The 16,530-nt window shown below is 49.0% G+C and carries 14 protein-coding genes; 4 read left to right on the top strand and 10 right to left on the bottom strand.

Annotation, left to right across the window (positions count from 1 at the left end):
- Window positions 1-14: 14 nt before the first annotated feature.
- The 3 genes from N7U64_RS12660 to N7U64_RS12650 form a co-directional block, all read right to left on the bottom strand.
- A complete protein-coding gene (locus tag N7U64_RS12660) occupies window positions 15-1,148 on the bottom strand; it encodes a YfbR-like 5'-deoxynucleotidase (RefSeq protein WP_012369143.1) in 1,134 nt (377 codons plus the stop codon).
- Window positions 1,149-1,207: 59 nt separating this feature from the next.
- Window positions 1,208-1,963: a TerC family protein gene (locus tag N7U64_RS12655; protein WP_012369142.1), complete on the bottom strand. Its 756-nt coding sequence runs from the start codon at window positions 1,961-1,963 to the stop codon at window positions 1,208-1,210.
- Window positions 1,964-2,116: 153 nt separating this feature from the next.
- A complete protein-coding gene (locus tag N7U64_RS12650; protein WP_318929971.1) occupies window positions 2,117-2,974 on the bottom strand; it encodes a TerC family protein in 858 nt (285 codons plus the stop codon).
- Between the two features lie 310 nt (window positions 2,975-3,284).
- Here N7U64_RS12650 and folE2 point away from each other — a divergent pair, with 310 nt between their 5' ends.
- The 4 genes from folE2 (at window position 3,285) to N7U64_RS12630 (ending at window position 8,661) form a co-directional block, all read left to right on the top strand.
- Window positions 3,285-4,190, top strand: coding sequence for a GTP cyclohydrolase FolE2 (gene folE2 / locus N7U64_RS12645; protein ID WP_012369140.1), 906 nt, complete (start codon window positions 3,285-3,287; stop codon window positions 4,188-4,190).
- Between the two features lie 99 nt (window positions 4,191-4,289).
- Window positions 4,290-6,056, top strand: coding sequence for a LytS/YhcK type 5TM receptor domain-containing protein (locus tag N7U64_RS12640; protein WP_290829163.1), 1,767 nt, complete (start codon window positions 4,290-4,292; stop codon window positions 6,054-6,056).
- Window positions 6,037-6,732: a LytR/AlgR family response regulator transcription factor gene (locus N7U64_RS12635; protein ID WP_131503256.1), complete on the top strand. Its 696-nt coding sequence runs from the start codon at window positions 6,037-6,039 to the stop codon at window positions 6,730-6,732. Before N7U64_RS12640 ends, N7U64_RS12635 begins: the two co-directional genes overlap by 20 nt.
- 135 nt (window positions 6,733-6,867) lie before the next feature.
- Window positions 6,868-8,661 (top strand): carbon starvation protein A, encoded by a 1,794-nt coding sequence (locus N7U64_RS12630; protein WP_131503255.1) that lies wholly within the window; start codon window positions 6,868-6,870, stop codon window positions 8,659-8,661.
- Window positions 8,662-8,714: 53 nt separating this feature from the next.
- Here the strand turns inward: N7U64_RS12630 and N7U64_RS12625 are convergent, their stop codons facing one another.
- From N7U64_RS12625 to N7U64_RS12595, 7 genes are all read right to left on the bottom strand, one after another.
- Window positions 8,715-9,158: a GDYXXLXY domain-containing protein gene (locus tag N7U64_RS12625; protein ID WP_318929970.1), complete on the bottom strand. Its 444-nt coding sequence runs from the start codon at window positions 9,156-9,158 to the stop codon at window positions 8,715-8,717.
- Entirely contained in the window at window positions 9,155-10,348 is a 1,194-nt protein-coding gene (locus N7U64_RS12620) for a DUF2157 domain-containing protein (protein WP_318929969.1), read from the bottom strand. The genes N7U64_RS12625 and N7U64_RS12620 overlap by 4 nt, the downstream gene beginning before the upstream one ends.
- Window positions 10,349-10,501: 153 nt before the next feature.
- On the bottom strand, window positions 10,502-12,481 hold the full coding sequence (locus tag N7U64_RS12615) for a methyl-accepting chemotaxis protein (protein WP_318929968.1): 1,980 nt from the start codon (window positions 12,479-12,481) through the stop codon (window positions 10,502-10,504).
- A gap of 131 nt (window positions 12,482-12,612) precedes the next feature.
- Window positions 12,613-12,912 (bottom strand): rhodanese-like domain-containing protein, encoded by a 300-nt coding sequence (locus N7U64_RS12610; protein ID WP_026829524.1) that lies wholly within the window; start codon window positions 12,910-12,912, stop codon window positions 12,613-12,615.
- Between the two features lie 92 nt (window positions 12,913-13,004).
- Window positions 13,005-14,381, bottom strand: coding sequence for an amino acid permease (locus N7U64_RS12605; RefSeq protein WP_131503251.1), 1,377 nt, complete (start codon window positions 14,379-14,381; stop codon window positions 13,005-13,007).
- A gap of 223 nt (window positions 14,382-14,604) precedes the next feature.
- Window positions 14,605-15,912 carry a nucleobase:cation symporter-2 family protein gene (locus N7U64_RS12600; protein ID WP_012369131.1) on the bottom strand — a complete coding sequence of 436 codons (1,308 nt, stop codon included), beginning with the start codon at window positions 15,910-15,912 and terminating at the stop codon, window positions 14,605-14,607.
- The gene (locus N7U64_RS12595; protein WP_012369130.1) at window positions 15,909-16,493 is read right to left on the bottom strand and encodes a xanthine phosphoribosyltransferase; all 585 of its coding nucleotides are present in this window, start codon (window positions 16,491-16,493) and stop codon (window positions 15,909-15,911) included. Before N7U64_RS12595 ends, N7U64_RS12600 begins: the two co-directional genes overlap by 4 nt.
- Window positions 16,494-16,530 lie beyond the last annotated feature (37 nt).

Here is a 16,530-nt window from a genome sequence, read left to right as displayed (position 1 = left end):
TTTTCCTCCTTTATTTAAGATGTCACATAATCCAAATCGTGCAAGACATACGCCAGGAAAAAGACGACGGATGGATTTTCATAGACCGTTTGGACTTTCTTCAACTGCGCCCGGTAACCGGTCTCATATTCCACACCATTCAATTTCCGTTCCATATTCATCTTGATCAACGCATCGAGCTTATCGACGACATCAACCATCTGTCCTTCGTACGTCTCGTCTTTCGCTTCGACGACGAACCGATGAAATTCTTTTCGCATTGAAGACGGCAACAGATTAATCAACGCTTCGCCTTCCGTTCGCTCATAGGCTTCAAAAGCCGCTGCCGTGACCGGCGTCGCATGCTTGACGGGACCGAGGACATCGCCTGTTGTCCCTTCAACCAGGTCATGACACAACAGACGCGATACGACTTCTGCCGTATTGATGTTGACTCCGTACTTTTTGGACTCAATCAAGCCGTTGAACAATCCGAGTGACGCCGCACGAAACGCATGGGTTGCATCATTGTCGTCAATCGTATTGAAGCGCCCTTTCCAGCGGCGGATCGTATCCATCATCAAGACGTTATCGATGAAACGCGACATATCATCTTTTGCCCAAACTGATGCGGTTAACGTCCGGATGGCAGGCGACGGATGGATTTCGAGTGCCGCTTTGAGCTCATTCGTCTTCGCAAGGAAAAATGCGGATCCCGTTACTTCCGCTTCCCTCTTCGCAAACAACATCGCATCAAATGTATCAATCGCTTCGACAAGCTGTCCTTCCGGCGAGTCGTCTTCTGCGAACACCAGATAATTCGTAAAATCCGGTTGAAGGGACTTCGACAGCAACGCTACGAGTTTTTCACTCGCCTGCCGCTCCATCGCCTGGATGTGCGCATGCAAGGTCGGTTCTTTTTTTGTCCGGTGTTTAATCGGTCCTGTGATGACCTCATTCATATCGTGGAACAGGGCTTTCCCGAGTAACGTCAACCGATCGTATTTGATGTCTGTCGCCTCTTCTTCAAGATAACTCGCCATCAAACTGAATAACGCGACGCGGAAGCTGTGACTTGCCGCATTATCTGGAAAACGTGGTGCGTATTCATCCCAGCGCGGGACATTTTGCATCCGTGTCAGCATACGAATAAAATTACCGTTTTGCATTGTCATCTCTCCTCATAAAAAACGGACAGAGGAATGATGACCCTGTCCGTTTCGAATTATTATTTGTCTGTTTTCGGACCGCTTCTGAACCAACCGAGTACTAAAATCAAGGCGAGGACGACCCAGAAAATCGTCTGCCAAAGCGTACTTTCCGGAAATTCATGCGGTAAGACGTGAATCGACGGATGCGCAAGCGTCATAACGACCAACTTGACGCCGACCCAGGCAACAAGCCAAAAGGCCGCTTCTTCGATACCTGGTCGTTTTTGTAACAAGACAACAAACCAGCTGGCAAAGTAACGCATGATGACAAGTCCGATGATTCCGCTGAAGAAGACAACCCAGAATTGTCCTGTGTTCAAACCGCCAATTGTTCCGCCAATCATCGGTAACGTCGTTGCCATCGCAACGGCTGCAAGCGTTGAATCGACCGCAAACGCCAAGTCGGAGAATTCGACTTTGACGACTGTCCACCAGAAATTCGGTGATGCTTTTTTAGCAGAAGCGGACTCCGGAATCTGATGTTTGTTCGAACGGGCTTCGACAATCCCCTTGAACGCCACATAGAACAGATAAATTGCGCCGAGCGCCTGCAACTCCCAAATCGTCGCTAAGTACGACGCAAAGAAAATCGCGACGAAACGCAGGACAAGTGCTCCGATCAATCCATAAAACAGTGCTTTTTTACGTTGATCGTCCGGTAACGGACGCACGAGAACAGCCATGACCATGGCGTTATCGGCTGACAGTAGACCTTGTAAGATGATTAAAACAAGTCCAACCGTCGCATACTGTGTAATTAATCCAATATCCATAAAAACGAATCCCCTTTTTGTTCAGTAAGTTTATTATAAGGCCGCTTATCTAAAAGCAAAAGACTGAACACTTGAATCTGACTGTTCTTTTTACCCGAACTTCCGGATGATTAGACAAAAAAAGACTCCCCCGGAAGGAGAGCCTGATGAAGATTACAGATTTTTTTCGACTTTCTTTTCAGCATCGGGATTTGATTTCGTCTTTGGAGAAGAGAACCAGCCCCAAAGTGCGAGACCCACCATGACGATCCAGAAGAAGATCTGCCACGGTGTGCTGTGTGCGAATCCTTCTGGAAGTTTCAATGCTTCGAAAATCGTGCCTTCGATTGATGCATGGTATTTCGGGTGTTCGAGTGCGAGAACCGCAAGTTTTACACCGACCCAGGCAACGATGGCGAATGCTGCTGTTTCAAGACCCGGACGTTCCGCCAGTAACTTAACGAAGACGCGGGCTGCAAAACGCATCAGGACGACACCCATCAGTCCACCTGTCAAAATGACGACGAAGTGACCGGTGTTCAAGCCACCAATTTCACCTGTTCCCCAGTTTGGGAGCGCAACGGCAAGTGCGACGGCTGCCAAAATCGAGTCGACGGCAAACGCGAGGTCAGCGAATTCAATCTTCGCGACTGTTTTCCAAAATTCGGCTCTGGAAACCGGCTCATCTGATTTCGGTTCTGCGTCGAGTTCATTTTCCGCACCATGATTCTCACCGATTCGCCGGGCTTTGATTGTCTTATAAATATGCCGGAGTCCCATAATTAACAGGTAGGCGGCACCAAGTGCTTGGATCTGCCAGATATCGACGAGGAATGAGATTGCGAACAATGCTGCAAATCGAAGAACGAATGCTCCTGCTAATCCATAAAATAAAGCCTTTTTCTGCTGCTCGCCCGGTAAATGTTTTACCATGACGGCCAAGACGAGTGCGTTATCTGCCGAAAGGAGTCCTTCTAACGCGATTAAGACGAGGACAACCCAGGCATATTGAAGTACTAACTGCCAATCCATCTACTTCATTCCTTCCTGTTTACGATTTTTCATTGAAAATCAATTTTCATTAGATACGTCATTTACACGTTCACATGAACACATACTATATGATAATATACCCGATTGCAAGCAAGTTATACCTGTAAATACGTAAACTGTTTCTTCCGAGTCTTGTAAGTTTTGTTTTTAGGAAGGTTCGTGATAAAATTCATAGCAACGATACGTCGCGACAACACATTCACGGAATCACCAGACTTGCTCGTCTCTAGCATTCCTGTCATGTTATTACTACTTGCACTACTACAAAAGGACAAAGGGGCCGATACGAATGTCTACCTACCCGGTTACACTGCCAACCAAAGAAGAGCGCCACAAGCTGTTTGGCTCTGTTCCTCCTATTAAAGGAACGAAGCCGACTGAAAAAGATAAAATGATCGACTTGCAGAACACACCGAAGAACTTCCTCTTCGCACTCGATGCTGTAGGAATCTCAAACGTCAAACACCCGGTCGTCATTCAAGACGGCGAAACAACACAAGCAACGATTGCGACATTTGAACTTTCGACTTCACTTGTCCAGGACCGTAAAGGGATCAATATGAGCCGTTTGACGGAACAACTGGATCAGTACCACAACGAAGGTTGGGTCGTCACAAACGAATCACTCATCCAGTTCGCCCGCGAACTGGCGGAGCGCATGGAACAATCCGAAGGACAACTGACAATCCGTTACCCATGGTTCTTCACACGCAAAGCGCCGGCAACAGGACTCAGCGGATTGATGAACGCGGAAGTCTGGCAGACGGTCAGCGTCAACACAGAAACAAACGAAGCAACTTTATCAGTCGGTCTGACAATCAACGTCACGACACTCTGCCCATGTTCAAAAGAAATCAGCGAATACAGTGCACATAACCAACGCGGTTACGTGACAATGGAAGCTTCATTACGCGATGAAGCCGATGATTTCAACTGGAAACAGGAACTTCTTGATGCAGCGGAATCCAATGCATCAGCACCTCTGCACCCGGTCCTGAAACGTCCGGATGAGAAGCGTGTTACAGAGATGGCTTATGAAAACCCGCGTTTCGTAGAAGATATGGTGCGCTTAATCGCTGCCGACCTTTACGAAATGGACCCGATTGCATCGTTCTTCGTCGAATGCCGTAACGAAGAAACGATTCACCAGCATGATGCGATCGCTCGAATTACATTCGATAAAGATGCTCAATAATAACTAACGAAACTCCAGACGATCTTCGGATCGGTTGGAGTTTTTTTCGTTGTCCTCCTTTTCGGTAACGTTTACACTTAGGACGAATGGAGGGATGTCATGTTTGAACTCATACCCTTTTTACTGGAACGGCTCGGCATCATGATCATTTTAGCGTTCATCCTCGCCCAGTGGGGACCGACGCGGCGTTTACTGAAACAGCCGGAAGCCGGCTGGCAGTTTGGGTTGCTGATTCTAATTTTCGCCACCTATGGGATTTTGAGTAATTACACGGGAGTCAAGGTCGATTTAGCCAAGTTCTTACCGCACACTTGGCTCGAACAGGTTGACGGTACATCAGCAATCGCCAACACACGGACGATGATTGTCGTCATCAGCGGATTGCTCGCCGGTCCGATCGGTGGAACGATCACCGGTCTCCTCGTTGGGATTCACCGCTATACACTTGGCGGGTTTACCGCTTTCGCCTGCGCCCTCTCGACCGTCGTCGCAGGCGGTGTCAGTGGATTACTCCGTCCCTACTGGCGCGACCGTCTCGGCAGTCAGGCATTACTGCCGATTTGCCTGACGGGTTTTTTAATGGTTTTCGAAATGTCATTGATTCTTCTGTTTTCCGACCCGTTCCCGGCCGCCCTCGAACTGATCCAGTTCATCTTTCTTCCGATGACCGTCGTCAACGTCCTCGGCGTCTGGCTGTTCTTATCGATCATCCGTCTCGCCGCGCGGGAAGAGGAACACGTTCGGGCCCGTGAAGCGGAACGGTCCCTGCATATCGCGGATTTGACCTTACCTCATTTGACACGCGGCTTAACTATCCAAACCGCGGAAGCCGTGGCAGATATTTTATTACAACAGACACGCGCCGATGCGGTCTCCTTGACGGATCAATCAGTCATTTTGGCACATATCGGTGTCGGCAGTGACCATCACCAATCCGGCGGGCACTGGACGACCCGTCCGACGGAGCATGTTTTGACAGACGGACAACTGAGGCTTGTCACCGATCGGGATGAGATCGGTTGTCCAAAAGCAGATTGCCCGTTACAGGCGGGCATCATTGCTCCGTTAACAATCGGCGAAACGACAATCGGGACACTCAAAGTGTATTATCCTCATCCTGAATTGCTCGACGCCGTCGAAGTCGAATTGATCGAAGGACTGGCCAAGCTCTTCTCGACCCAACTCGCCCTCGGGAAAGCCGAGCGGCAAGCCGGTCTGTTAAAGGATGCTGAAATCCGGGCCCTCGAAGCACAGATCCATCCGCATTTTTTATTTAATGCCATCAATACGATTTACGCGTTATGTCGGACAGATGTCGAACAGGCACGGACCTTATTGCTCGAACTGTCGACGTTTTTCCGCAGCAACCTGCAGGGTGCCCGCTCGACGAAAATTCCGCTCCAAAAAGAACTGGAACATATCGAAGCCTACATCTCACTGGAAGCGGCCCGTTTTCCTAGCCGCCCGTTCGTTGATATTGATTTAGAGGACGGGACGGAACAATTACTTGTTCCGCCTTTCGTACTCCAACCGTTGATCGAAAATGCCTTCCAGCATGCGTTTAGTCCTGGTCAAACCGGATATGTCGGCGTCACGGCCTGGTTAACCGCGGATCAACTCGTTTTGGAAGTCGTCGATAACGGACGCGGGATCGACGCGGAACGGCTGACCCGCCTCGGTCGGGAAGTCGTCGAATCAAACGGTACCGGCACTGCTCTTTTCAATACAGCCGAACGGATTAAAAGTCTGTATGCTGAAAACGGGTCGTTCCGGTTGACCAGTCAACCGGGAGAAGGTACGACCATCACCATCCATCTGCCCATTGAAACAGGAAAGGAGGTTTCCCATGCGCACGATCCTAATTGAAGATGAGCCGCTTGCCCGGGACGAGTTGCGGTACCATGTCGTCCGGGCCGGACTCGACGTCATCGCAGAAACGGGACACGTCGGTGAAGCCGAGCAACTCGTTCGGACGTTGCAGCCGGATCTCGTATTTTTGGATATCGAACTGATTGACGGGAGCGGACTCGATGTCGCGAAACGCCTGCAATCGATGCCGCACCCACCTGCGATTTTATTCGTCACCGCCTATGATACCCACGCCCTCGAAGCCTTCGAACTGAACGCTTACGATTACATTCTCAAACCTTACGATCCGTCACGGATCAGCCGGGCCATTGAAAAAATCATGCGCAAACCGGCGCCGAAAACACCGCGGATTGAACGATTGGCCGTTGAATCTGGGGATCAGTTAAAATTACTTTCCCCGCAGGATGTCGACTACATCGTCGCGGAAAACGGAAAAACGAAGCTTGTGACGCGTTCCGACGCCTATCCGTCGAACGATACGTTGCAGGAACTCGAAAAAAAATTATCGGGTCACCGCTTTCTTCGTGTCCATCGTTCCTACCTCGTCAATTTGGCAGCCATCGAAGCGATCGAACCGTGGTTCAACGGGGCCTATACAATCAAGATCCAGCAGATTGATGTGCCGGTCAGCCGGACGTATGTCAAAGTCTTAAAGGAAGCTCTCGGGATTTGAGAGCTTTCTTTTTTCCGTTCACCGCTCTTTTTCGACATGTCATCGGTCAAAACGAACGGTTCATCCGACAAACAAAAGAAAGCGCTTCCAAATCAAGTACACTTTTCTCATACCAGTTTATGAGGAGGTCCACGCATGAGCGCTACACCTATTGTTATTGCCGTCATTTGTATTTTATTAATCGTTTATCGTCTCTATGGCACATTCATGGCTGTCAAAGTCTTAAAAATTAAAGAGGACCGGGAAACACCGGCCCATAAGTTTGCGGACGGAAAAGATTACGTCCCGACCAACAAATGGGTTTCGTTCGGTCACCACTTTGCAGCAATCGCCGCTGCCGGTCCGCTCGTCGGTCCTGTCCTTGCCGCTCAGTTCGGTTATTTACCGGGCCTCTTATGGCTTTTGATCGGTGCTGTCATCGGTGGTGCCGTCCATGATATGGTCGTTTTGTTTGCTTCCATGCGTCAGGATGGGCAGTCGTTATCGGAAGTCGCTAAAAAAGAGCTCGGGCCGGTTGCCGGTTTTTGTGCCGGTCTCGCTATGCTCTTCATCATCACGATTACGATGGCCGGACTTTCAATGGTCGTCCTCCATGCTTTGGAACATAATCCATGGGGCACGTTCGCTGTCTTCTCGACCATTCCGATTGCCATGGGTGTCGGTATCTATTTACGAAAAGGCGGCAATCTCGCCTTGGCTTCCGTCGTCGGTTTCCTATTGATTCTTGCTGCAATCGGTTTCGGTCCCCAGTTGACTGACACGTTCATCGGAACATGGTTCGACCTGTCGTCACGTCAACTCGCGATTGCGTTACCGATTTATGCCTTCTTCGCTGCAGCACTGCCGGTCTGGTTGTTGCTTGCACCGCGTGATTACTTATCAAGTTTCATGAAAATCGGTGTTTTCTTTGCCTTGATCGTCGGTGTCTTCATCATCAATCCGGATATCCGTTTCCCGGCGTTCACGAAATTCGTCAACGGTGGCGGTCCGATCATTGCCGGTCCGGTCTGGCCATTCATCTCGATCACGATTGCCTGTGGCGCGATTTCCGGTTTCCACGCTTTCGTCGGCTCCGGAACGACACCGAAGATGATCAATCGTTGGAGTGATATCAAACCGGTCGCCTTCGGTGCGATGCTTGTTGAGTGTCTCGTCGCTGTCATGGCTTTGATTGCCGCAACGTCTCTTGAAGTCGGAGATTACTTCGCCATCAATTCGACACCGGAAGTCTTTGCGACACTCGGTATGAGCACCGTTTACCTTGATGAATTATCACGGGAAATCGGACTCGATCTCGCCGGACGGACCGGTGGAGCCGTTTCACTGGCCGTCGGTATGACGTTCATCTTCCGGGCCATCCCCTGGTTCCGTGAAATTGCCGGCTTCTTCTTCCAATTCGTCATTCTGTTTGAAGCGGTCTTTATCCTGACGGCGATTGATGCCGGAACACGCGTTGCCCGCTACTTGATTCAAGATTTCTTCGGAGAATTCTACAAACCGTTAAAACGGGTCGACTGGATCCCGGGTGCTATTTTCGCCAGTGCGCTTGGTACGTTCTTCTGGGGATACCTGCTCTTCTCCGGCGACATCGGTTCGATTTGGGCCTTGTTCGGTGTTTCGAATCAATTGATGGCTTCGATCGGCTTAATTATCGGAACGACGATCATCCTGAAGATCGCCGACAAGAAAGTCTATGCCTTGACGACATTCATTCCGCTTGTCTACCTGCTTGTAACAGTGACGTTCGCTGATATCTGGATGGTCGCCAATGTCTACGCGAACCCGGCTTCTGCCGGCTTCAGCATCCTGAATACGATTCTGTCGGTCACAATGGGGATCTTAGCCATCGTCATCACGATTTCAGCGGTTCGGAAATGGATTGAATTGCTCAACTCACCGCGTTGGGAAAAAATTAAAAAATCGGCATAACCAAAACCGCTTGGATCCTACACGGATTTCGTGTACAGATCCAAGCGGTTTTTTTATTTTCGAACACTCAAATCCGTTGCCCGAACCGTACCCCATGGCGAGACATCGGCTTTGACTTCTAATTTTTTTGCATCTTCGTATCCTTTTCCTGTTCCCTGCTCGACATAATACTGATTCAATTGAGGAATCGTGACGTATTTGTCGTAGTAGTCTCCGGCAACGGAACCGAAAAAGCGGTCATTTGAGATCCGGTCAATCTTGGCATAGCCATCAGAACCTGTCGTAAACGTGACGTAGACCAATCCTTTTTTCACAGAGTCGGCCGGTTTCAAATCAGGATATTGCAACATGACATATTCACCATAGACCGGACTGAACGGATCATATGGTTCCGCCCGAAAGCGGTAACTGTCACCGAACCAGGAAATGGAGTAAAAACTGAGGATCACCCCGAGAACGACGATGATTTGAAAAACTGGAAACAGATACCGTTTCATGACGGAACCCCTCCTTCACGGCGTTTTCGAATCCACCACAGGACACCGGCAATCAGGAAGACGAGCAATGCACCAACGAGGAAGAACAACGACATATCGAGGCGGTCCCACGCATAGATAAAGTAAATCGTCAGTTGAACCGCGATGAAGTAGACAAATGGAATCGTCAGACGGCGACCTTGGCGCTCCTGCTCAATCAAATAGACGAAGGCAATGATTTCGACAAGCGCAGCAATCAAGATGGCCTGTTCGTCCAACCAAAGGAATCCGAACAAACCGAGCGGTAAAATCCAAAGTAACGGACGGAATTTTTGGTAAATCAAGTAGCCGATTGCGAGACCGAAAACAGCAAGTGCGACGGCTTCTCCTAAAGGAATGACGGAGTCCGTCGTTTCGGCACGGACCGTTAAATAAACCAGTGAATTGATGGCAGCGACAATCAGATACAGATGGTATAGAAAATGACGATCGCTGTCTTGTTTAACGACGAGTAACAGCGGGACAAGCACGAATAAGGTCCAGATCGGCCAAAGGACACCGTCGTAAGAGACAAGGGCAAACAACTCAAGTCCCGACAGATAAAGAAATAACCAACTGAGAATCAGGGACGGGAAGGACTGGCTGAAATAGAACCAGGCAAGCGATACGATCACGACGAGGACAATCGATGTCCAGTCGAGAAACGTGGCATGCTCCGTTCCAAATCCGCCGACTCCGGTAAAGATATTCAAACCTGAGATGAAGGCAACAATCGCATAGGCCGGATGACGCCACGTAAAGAAATGGGCGAGCGCGGCGAGGAAGACGGCCCAACCGATAAACGAACCTTGCATGGACATATGAAAACTCTGGACGGTGACGATGAGCGCTCCGGCAAAGGCAACCAGTCCAAGAATCCGAAAAGCAACCGGATTCCAAATGGTCCGCCGTTCCGATACATCGGCCAACACATAACAACTGACCATGATGACCAACACTAAACCAATTTTAATGAGGGCAGGAATCGCTTGCCAATTGGCAGCCAAGAAACTGAGCAAAGCTAACCCGACAAAGGTCAATCCGACAATCAACAACAACGGCACACGTTTCTTTTTTTGACGGTGACCTTCATACGCTTTAATCCGGTCGACTGTCTCTGCATCAATCAAACCCGCCTGTTGCCACTCCATTAATTTCGTCTGTCGTGCCATCACCAACACCTCCCGATTACAAGCTGCCAGTCTACACTTGTATTTTCCCGTTTCTTATTTTATTCAAGCAACATTCATTAGAAATCTGGTTGAAGATCGCGTCTTTTTCCAAAAAAGACGACCATCCTCGAAAGAGGACGGTCGTTTTTAAAATCATATTTTGAATCGTGATACGAGGACTTGCAATTCTTCCGCCATATCAGACAAGGTTTTAGCCGATTGTGAAATATCTTCCATCGAGCCAAGCTGTTCTTCCGTCGTCGCCGCGACGCGCTCGGATGCTGCAGAATTTTCATCTGCGATATGAGCGATTTCCGTTGCGGATGCCGAGACTTCCTGGACGTTGGCAGCAATCTCTTCGACCGTTGCCGTGACATCTTCGATCCGCGGTGTCATTTCTTGGGTCCGCAACATGATTTGTTTGAAACGAACGGCTGAATCTTCCGTCGTTTCGAGTCCCGCTTTCGTATGATGCGAAACTTCTTTCATCAGGAAGACCGAACGTTCCGTTTCCTGTTTGATGTTTTGAATCAGATGGGAGATTTGTTTCGTCGATTCCTGCGACTGTTCCGCAAGCTTCCGCACCTCACTGGCAACGACGGCAAACCCTTTTCCGTTCTCACCCGCCCGTGCCGCTTCAATCGCCGCATTTAAGGCCAGTAAATTCGTCTGGGTCGCAATGCCGTTGATGACATCAACAATTTTACCGATTTCGTTCGAACGATGGGCCAGCGACTGGATGACCTCACCAAAGTTCTCGACCGATGAATCGATTGCTTTCATCTGTTCGACGTTTTTTGTGACCGCGGCTGTTCCGTCTTCTGCTTCTGAAGCGGTCGCGCGTGATAGTTCCGAGACATTCGTCGAGCTCTCGGCAATCCGCATGACACCCGATGTGATGGCTTGCAGCGAAACCGCATTCCCGTCGAGCTGGCGTTTCGATTGACCGGCTCCGGCCGCCATTTCCTGAATCGAGCCGGCAATTTGTTCCGAAGCTGCCGTCGTTCGTGCGGCATTCGCCATCAGTTCCTCGGAAGAAGCCGCGACCTGACCGATTGATTGATCGAGATTCGAGATGATCCCCCGTAACGACAGAATCATCGTATTAAAACTTTCAGCGACTTTTCCGATTTCGTCATCCGATTCGACGACAACTTCTTCCGTCAAGTCGCCTTCCTGGATTCGTTCCGCACTTTTTGTCAAGCGATTCAGCGGACTGATAATGGAACGTAAAATGAAGAACAGGGAAATCGCTGCCAACACGCATGTTGCGGCAATGACACCTAATGTCGTCCATAAAATACCGGATGTTTCATCCGTGATTTCCTTATCGTACAATGTACCGGCGACTTTCCAGCCGGTCAGACCGTTCGTCATGAAGTCCATCTGTTTATTTTCCTCTTCAAACAAGTAGGAGAAGCGTCCTTCTTTCCCCGCGTAAAGGGGTCCGACCCAGTTGCCGGACGCTGTTTCACCAGGTTTTAATGTTGGATGAGTGACGAATTTTTTCTTCGAATCCAAAATCGTGACATACCCTTCTTTTCCGATTTTGATTTTCTTGGCGATTTCGGCAATCCGGTCAACATCGACGTCAACTGCAATGACACCGCGTCCGTTTCCACCCGTTTGCGAGAGCGTCACCATCATCTTCCCTGATGCAGCATCGACGTACGGATCTGTGATAACGACTTTTCCACTGGCGCCTTCTGCCGCTTTATACCATGGACGGTCGCGTGGATCATAATCATCCGGCATCGATTGTTCCGGGTAAATCGTCATCTCACCTGACGTCGTTGCATAATAAATATTAGTGGCTTGCGGATGGGTATCTAAGTATTCGGTCATTTTTTCTTTTAAGTCGAGATTCTGTTTGCCTGATTGATACAACGTTCCGTCAATCCTGTCCGCAAAAAAGGCGACATCGCGCCGCATCGGATCGACGATATTCATGATTTCATCATTCATCCGGTCGACACCGGCATGGGCCGACTGCAAAATTTCATTCGTGATTTTTTGCTTGGCCTGATTGTAAGAAACAAAACCGATCAATAAAGAAGGAATCAATAATAAGAGCATCGATGTCAGGATCAACTTTTGTTTAATACTCAACGTGCGTTTTTTCTTCTGTTCCATATCCAACTCCCATTCTCGAGCTACATACTCGCCGTTCTAGTCTCTTTATCGGTTAAAATGTATACTTTTTCACAGAAAATCAAAAAAAAGAAGCGGATCCTTTTAGGAATCCGCTTCCAATTTTTCAGCAATCATGCTTCTTGATCGCCTTTCCAGTTCATCATCCCGCCTTCGACGTTGACGACGTCATAGCCGTACTGTTCGAGGAATCGTCCGACGTTTTCGCTCCGTCCGCCTGCTTTGCAAATCAGATAGTACGTTTCGCCTTCCTGCAATTCGGTATACCGTTCTCCGATCTCAGACATCGGCAAAAAGCGGACGTTCGGAATATGACCGGCATCATATTCGTCCTGTTCTCGGACATCTACGACGTGTAATGCTTCACCCGCTTCAAGCTTTTCTTGCAGTTCATCGACATGAATCGTTTTCATAATAATCCTCCTCTTATTTCATCTGTGTCCAGTGTAGCAAAACTGACGTCGAAACAGAACAAAAGAGACCAGCCGAAGCTGATCTCCTTGATTCATTCGCCTGACGCTTGATCGAGAGGTTGACGCTTTTGTTTATGCATTCCCCGTGCATAATACACAGCAATCAAAATCACGTACCAGAGCGGTCCGACAATCAGTGCAATCCGTGTTCCGGCATCAAATGCCATCAGGACGATGACACCCGCGAGTGCGGCTAACGCAAGATAGTTCGCAATCGGGAAGAATGGAACTCCGAATTCAGCCGTTCCGTGTACTTTCCGTGCCCGCATCTGAGCAATCAAAATCATCGCCCATGTCCAGACAGCTCCGAATGTCGCGATACTTGTGACAATTGCAAAGACATCATCCGGCAAGAAGTAGTTGAGTGCGACACCGACCAGCAAGGCAACGCCAGAAAGAATCGTTGCAAGTGCCGGTACACCGTTTTTAGAAATCTTTGCAAAACGTTTCGGTGCTTCCTGATTTTGTGACAAGTTCATCATCATCCGGGCTGTTGAGAAAATTCCCGAGTTACATGACGATAAAGCCGCCGTCAAGACAACGAAGTTAATGATTCCGGCAGCTGCCGGAATGCCTAGTGAATCAAATAATAAAACGAATGGACTGCTGTTATTCTGTCCGACTTGATCCCATGGATAAATCGAAAGAATGACGAACAGAGCACCGATGTAGAAGACTAAAATTCGTAAGAAAACATTGTTGACCGCTTTACGGATTGTTTTCTTCGGATTTTTTGCTTCACCTGCTGTGACCCCAATCACTTCAATCCCTAAGAAGGCAAACATGACCATTTGCATCGCAAGTAGAACACCGCCGAACCCGTTCGGCAGGAATCCGCCATGTGACCAAAGATTTGAAATCCCGACCGGCGTACCGCCGTTCCCGAACCCGATGACAATCGTCAGCGTTCCAAGAATGATCATTGCGACGATGGCAACGATTTTGATTAATGCAAACCAGAATTCGAATTCCCCGTAAAACTTAACGGCAATGAAGTTGATGCTCGTCATCAAAATCAGTGCACCAAGCGCCCACATCCAAGTGGGTGAATTCGGGAACCATTCCTGCATATAAATCCCGACGGCCGTAATTTCGGCCATACATGTGAAAATCCAGAGCAACCAATAATTCCACCCTGTCAGGAAACCGGCAAGCGGGCTGACATATTTTCGGGCATACTCGGCAAAGCTGCCTGATACCGGTTCACGGACTGCGAGTTCCCCAAGAGCCCGCATGATAATGAAGATAATGAGACCACCGATTAAGTACCCGATCAGTATTCCTGGTCCAGCTAATTGAATCGCTTTTGCGGATCCGAGGAACAGTCCGACACCGATCGCCGCCCCCAGCGACATCAGTGTAATGTGACGTTCTTCTAATCCCCGATTCAGTTCTGTCTGTTGTTTCATCTGTACGACGTCCTTCCCGTCTCTGTTTGTTTCTTAGCAGTTCCCCTAACCGCTACGTTGTCAGTATAAAGAAATTGTGTCCGTTTTGTAAACGTTTTCAAGAGATATTTTCTCCGAATCCCACATACTCGAAATATTCTGATTTATGTAACGGTACATAAAAGGAGCAACCACCTATACCGAATAGTATACATGACTGCTCCTTTAATAAGGGTTACAAATCTTATTCAACCTTTGCCAAAGGTGTTTTTCTCATCGCTGTCTTCTTTTCCGTCAAACGGAACAGCCCGTTCAACAGCAAGGCTGTTACTGATCCTGCGACAATCGGACTGTCTGTCAGGACACGGACCTGATCCGGAAGTGACGCGACAATCGCCGGATTCATGCTGATGCCGAGTCCGACACCAAGTGCAAGCGCGACCGTGATCACATTATCGTTTTTAGCAAAATCAACACGGGATAAAATCCGGATTCCGCTCGCTGCGACCGTTCCGAACATCACGAGCATCGCTCCGCCGAGAACCGGTTTCGGAATCAGTGTCGTGAAGGTGGCGACTTTCGGCAAGAAACCGAGCACGATCAAAAAGAATCCGGCAAAGACGATGACTTTCCGTGTTTTGACACCCGTCAACTGGACAAGACCGACGTTTTGACTGTACGTCGTATATGGGAAACTATTGAAGATTCCGCCGATGATCGTTGCGGCTCCTTCCGCCCGGTACCCACGGGCTAAATCTTTATCCGTCAGTTTTTTGTCGGTGATTTCTCCGAGCGTCAAGAAGACGCCTGTTGATTCGACCATCGAAACGAGTCCGACCAGCGTCATCGTCAGAATGGCTGTAGCATTAAAGGTCGGGACACCGAAATAAAATGGTGTCACCATTTGGAACCAGGATGCTTCAGCGACCGGGCTGAAATCAATCATTCCCATTCCGAATGCAACGAGCGTTCCGATCAGGACGGCAATCAGCACAGCTGCCGCTTTTGAAAAAACCGTTCCGTAACGGTTAAAGACTAAAATCAGGACAATCGTCAGTCCGGCAAGTGCCAAGTACCGCATATCACCAAAATCCTTCGCGCCTTGTCCGCCGCCGATATCATTAATCGCCGCCGGAATTAACGAAATGCCGATGATCGTCACGACAGAACCGAGCACGACCGGCGGAAACAAAATCGCAATCCGGCTGAACCAACCGGAAATCACGAAGATAATTAAACCGCTGGCAATCAACGCACCGTAAATGGCCGTGATGCCCTGCAAACTGCCGATCGCAATCATCGGACCGACAGCTGTAAATGTACAGCCGAGGACGACCGGTAAACCAACACCGGTATATTTCGTCACGAACACTTGCAACAATGTCGCTACTCCACACATAAATAAATCAATCGCAACGAGATACGCCAGTTCTTCACCGGATAACCCGATTGCACTGCCGACAATCAGCGGAACAATCGCGGCTCCCGTGTACATCGCGAGTACATGTTGCAGACCTAGACTCGCCGCTTTGACGTTCGATAACGTCTTCATACTGTCACCGGGTCGACGAATGTCGCCTCTCCTGCTTCGAGCTTTTTAATACGGGCAAGCGATTCAACACGGAATCCGGCATCCAGCAATTTCTGACGTCCCGGTTGGAATGATTTTTCAATGACGATACCGAAGCCTGCGACTTCTGCTCCGGCCTGTTCGACGAGTTTTGCTAATCCGAACGCCGCTTCCCCGTTTGCGAGGAAATCATCGATGATCAGGACGCGTTCTCCGGCCTGTAAATATTGTTCTGCGACCGTAATCGTACTCGTCTGCTGTTTCGTAAACGAATAGACTTCTGCTGAAATCGTTCCTTCGTTTAACGTTAACGACTTCGTTTTCCGGGCATAGACCATCGGGACACCAAGACGAAGCGCGGTCATCATCGCCGGTGCGATGCCACCTGCTTCAATCGTCAAGATCCGCGTAATACCGGCATCTTTGAACCGGTCCATGAATTCATAGGCAATTTCCCACATCAAGGTCGGATCGACCTGGTGGTTTAAAAAGGAATCGACTTTTAATACTTGATCCGATAAGACTAATCCTTCTTGTTTAATCATTTCTTCCAAACGTTTCATAACTGATTTCTCCTTTTTGAACGAAAAAAAACGTACA

The sequence above is a fragment of the Exiguobacterium sp. K1 genome (assembly GCF_033721435.1).
GTDB classification, from domain to species: domain Bacteria; phylum Bacillota; class Bacilli; order Exiguobacteriales; family Exiguobacteriaceae; genus Exiguobacterium_A; species Exiguobacterium_A artemiae.
Note: the sequence above shows the minus strand (reverse complement) of the source record. Positions and strands in the feature narration are given on the sequence as shown.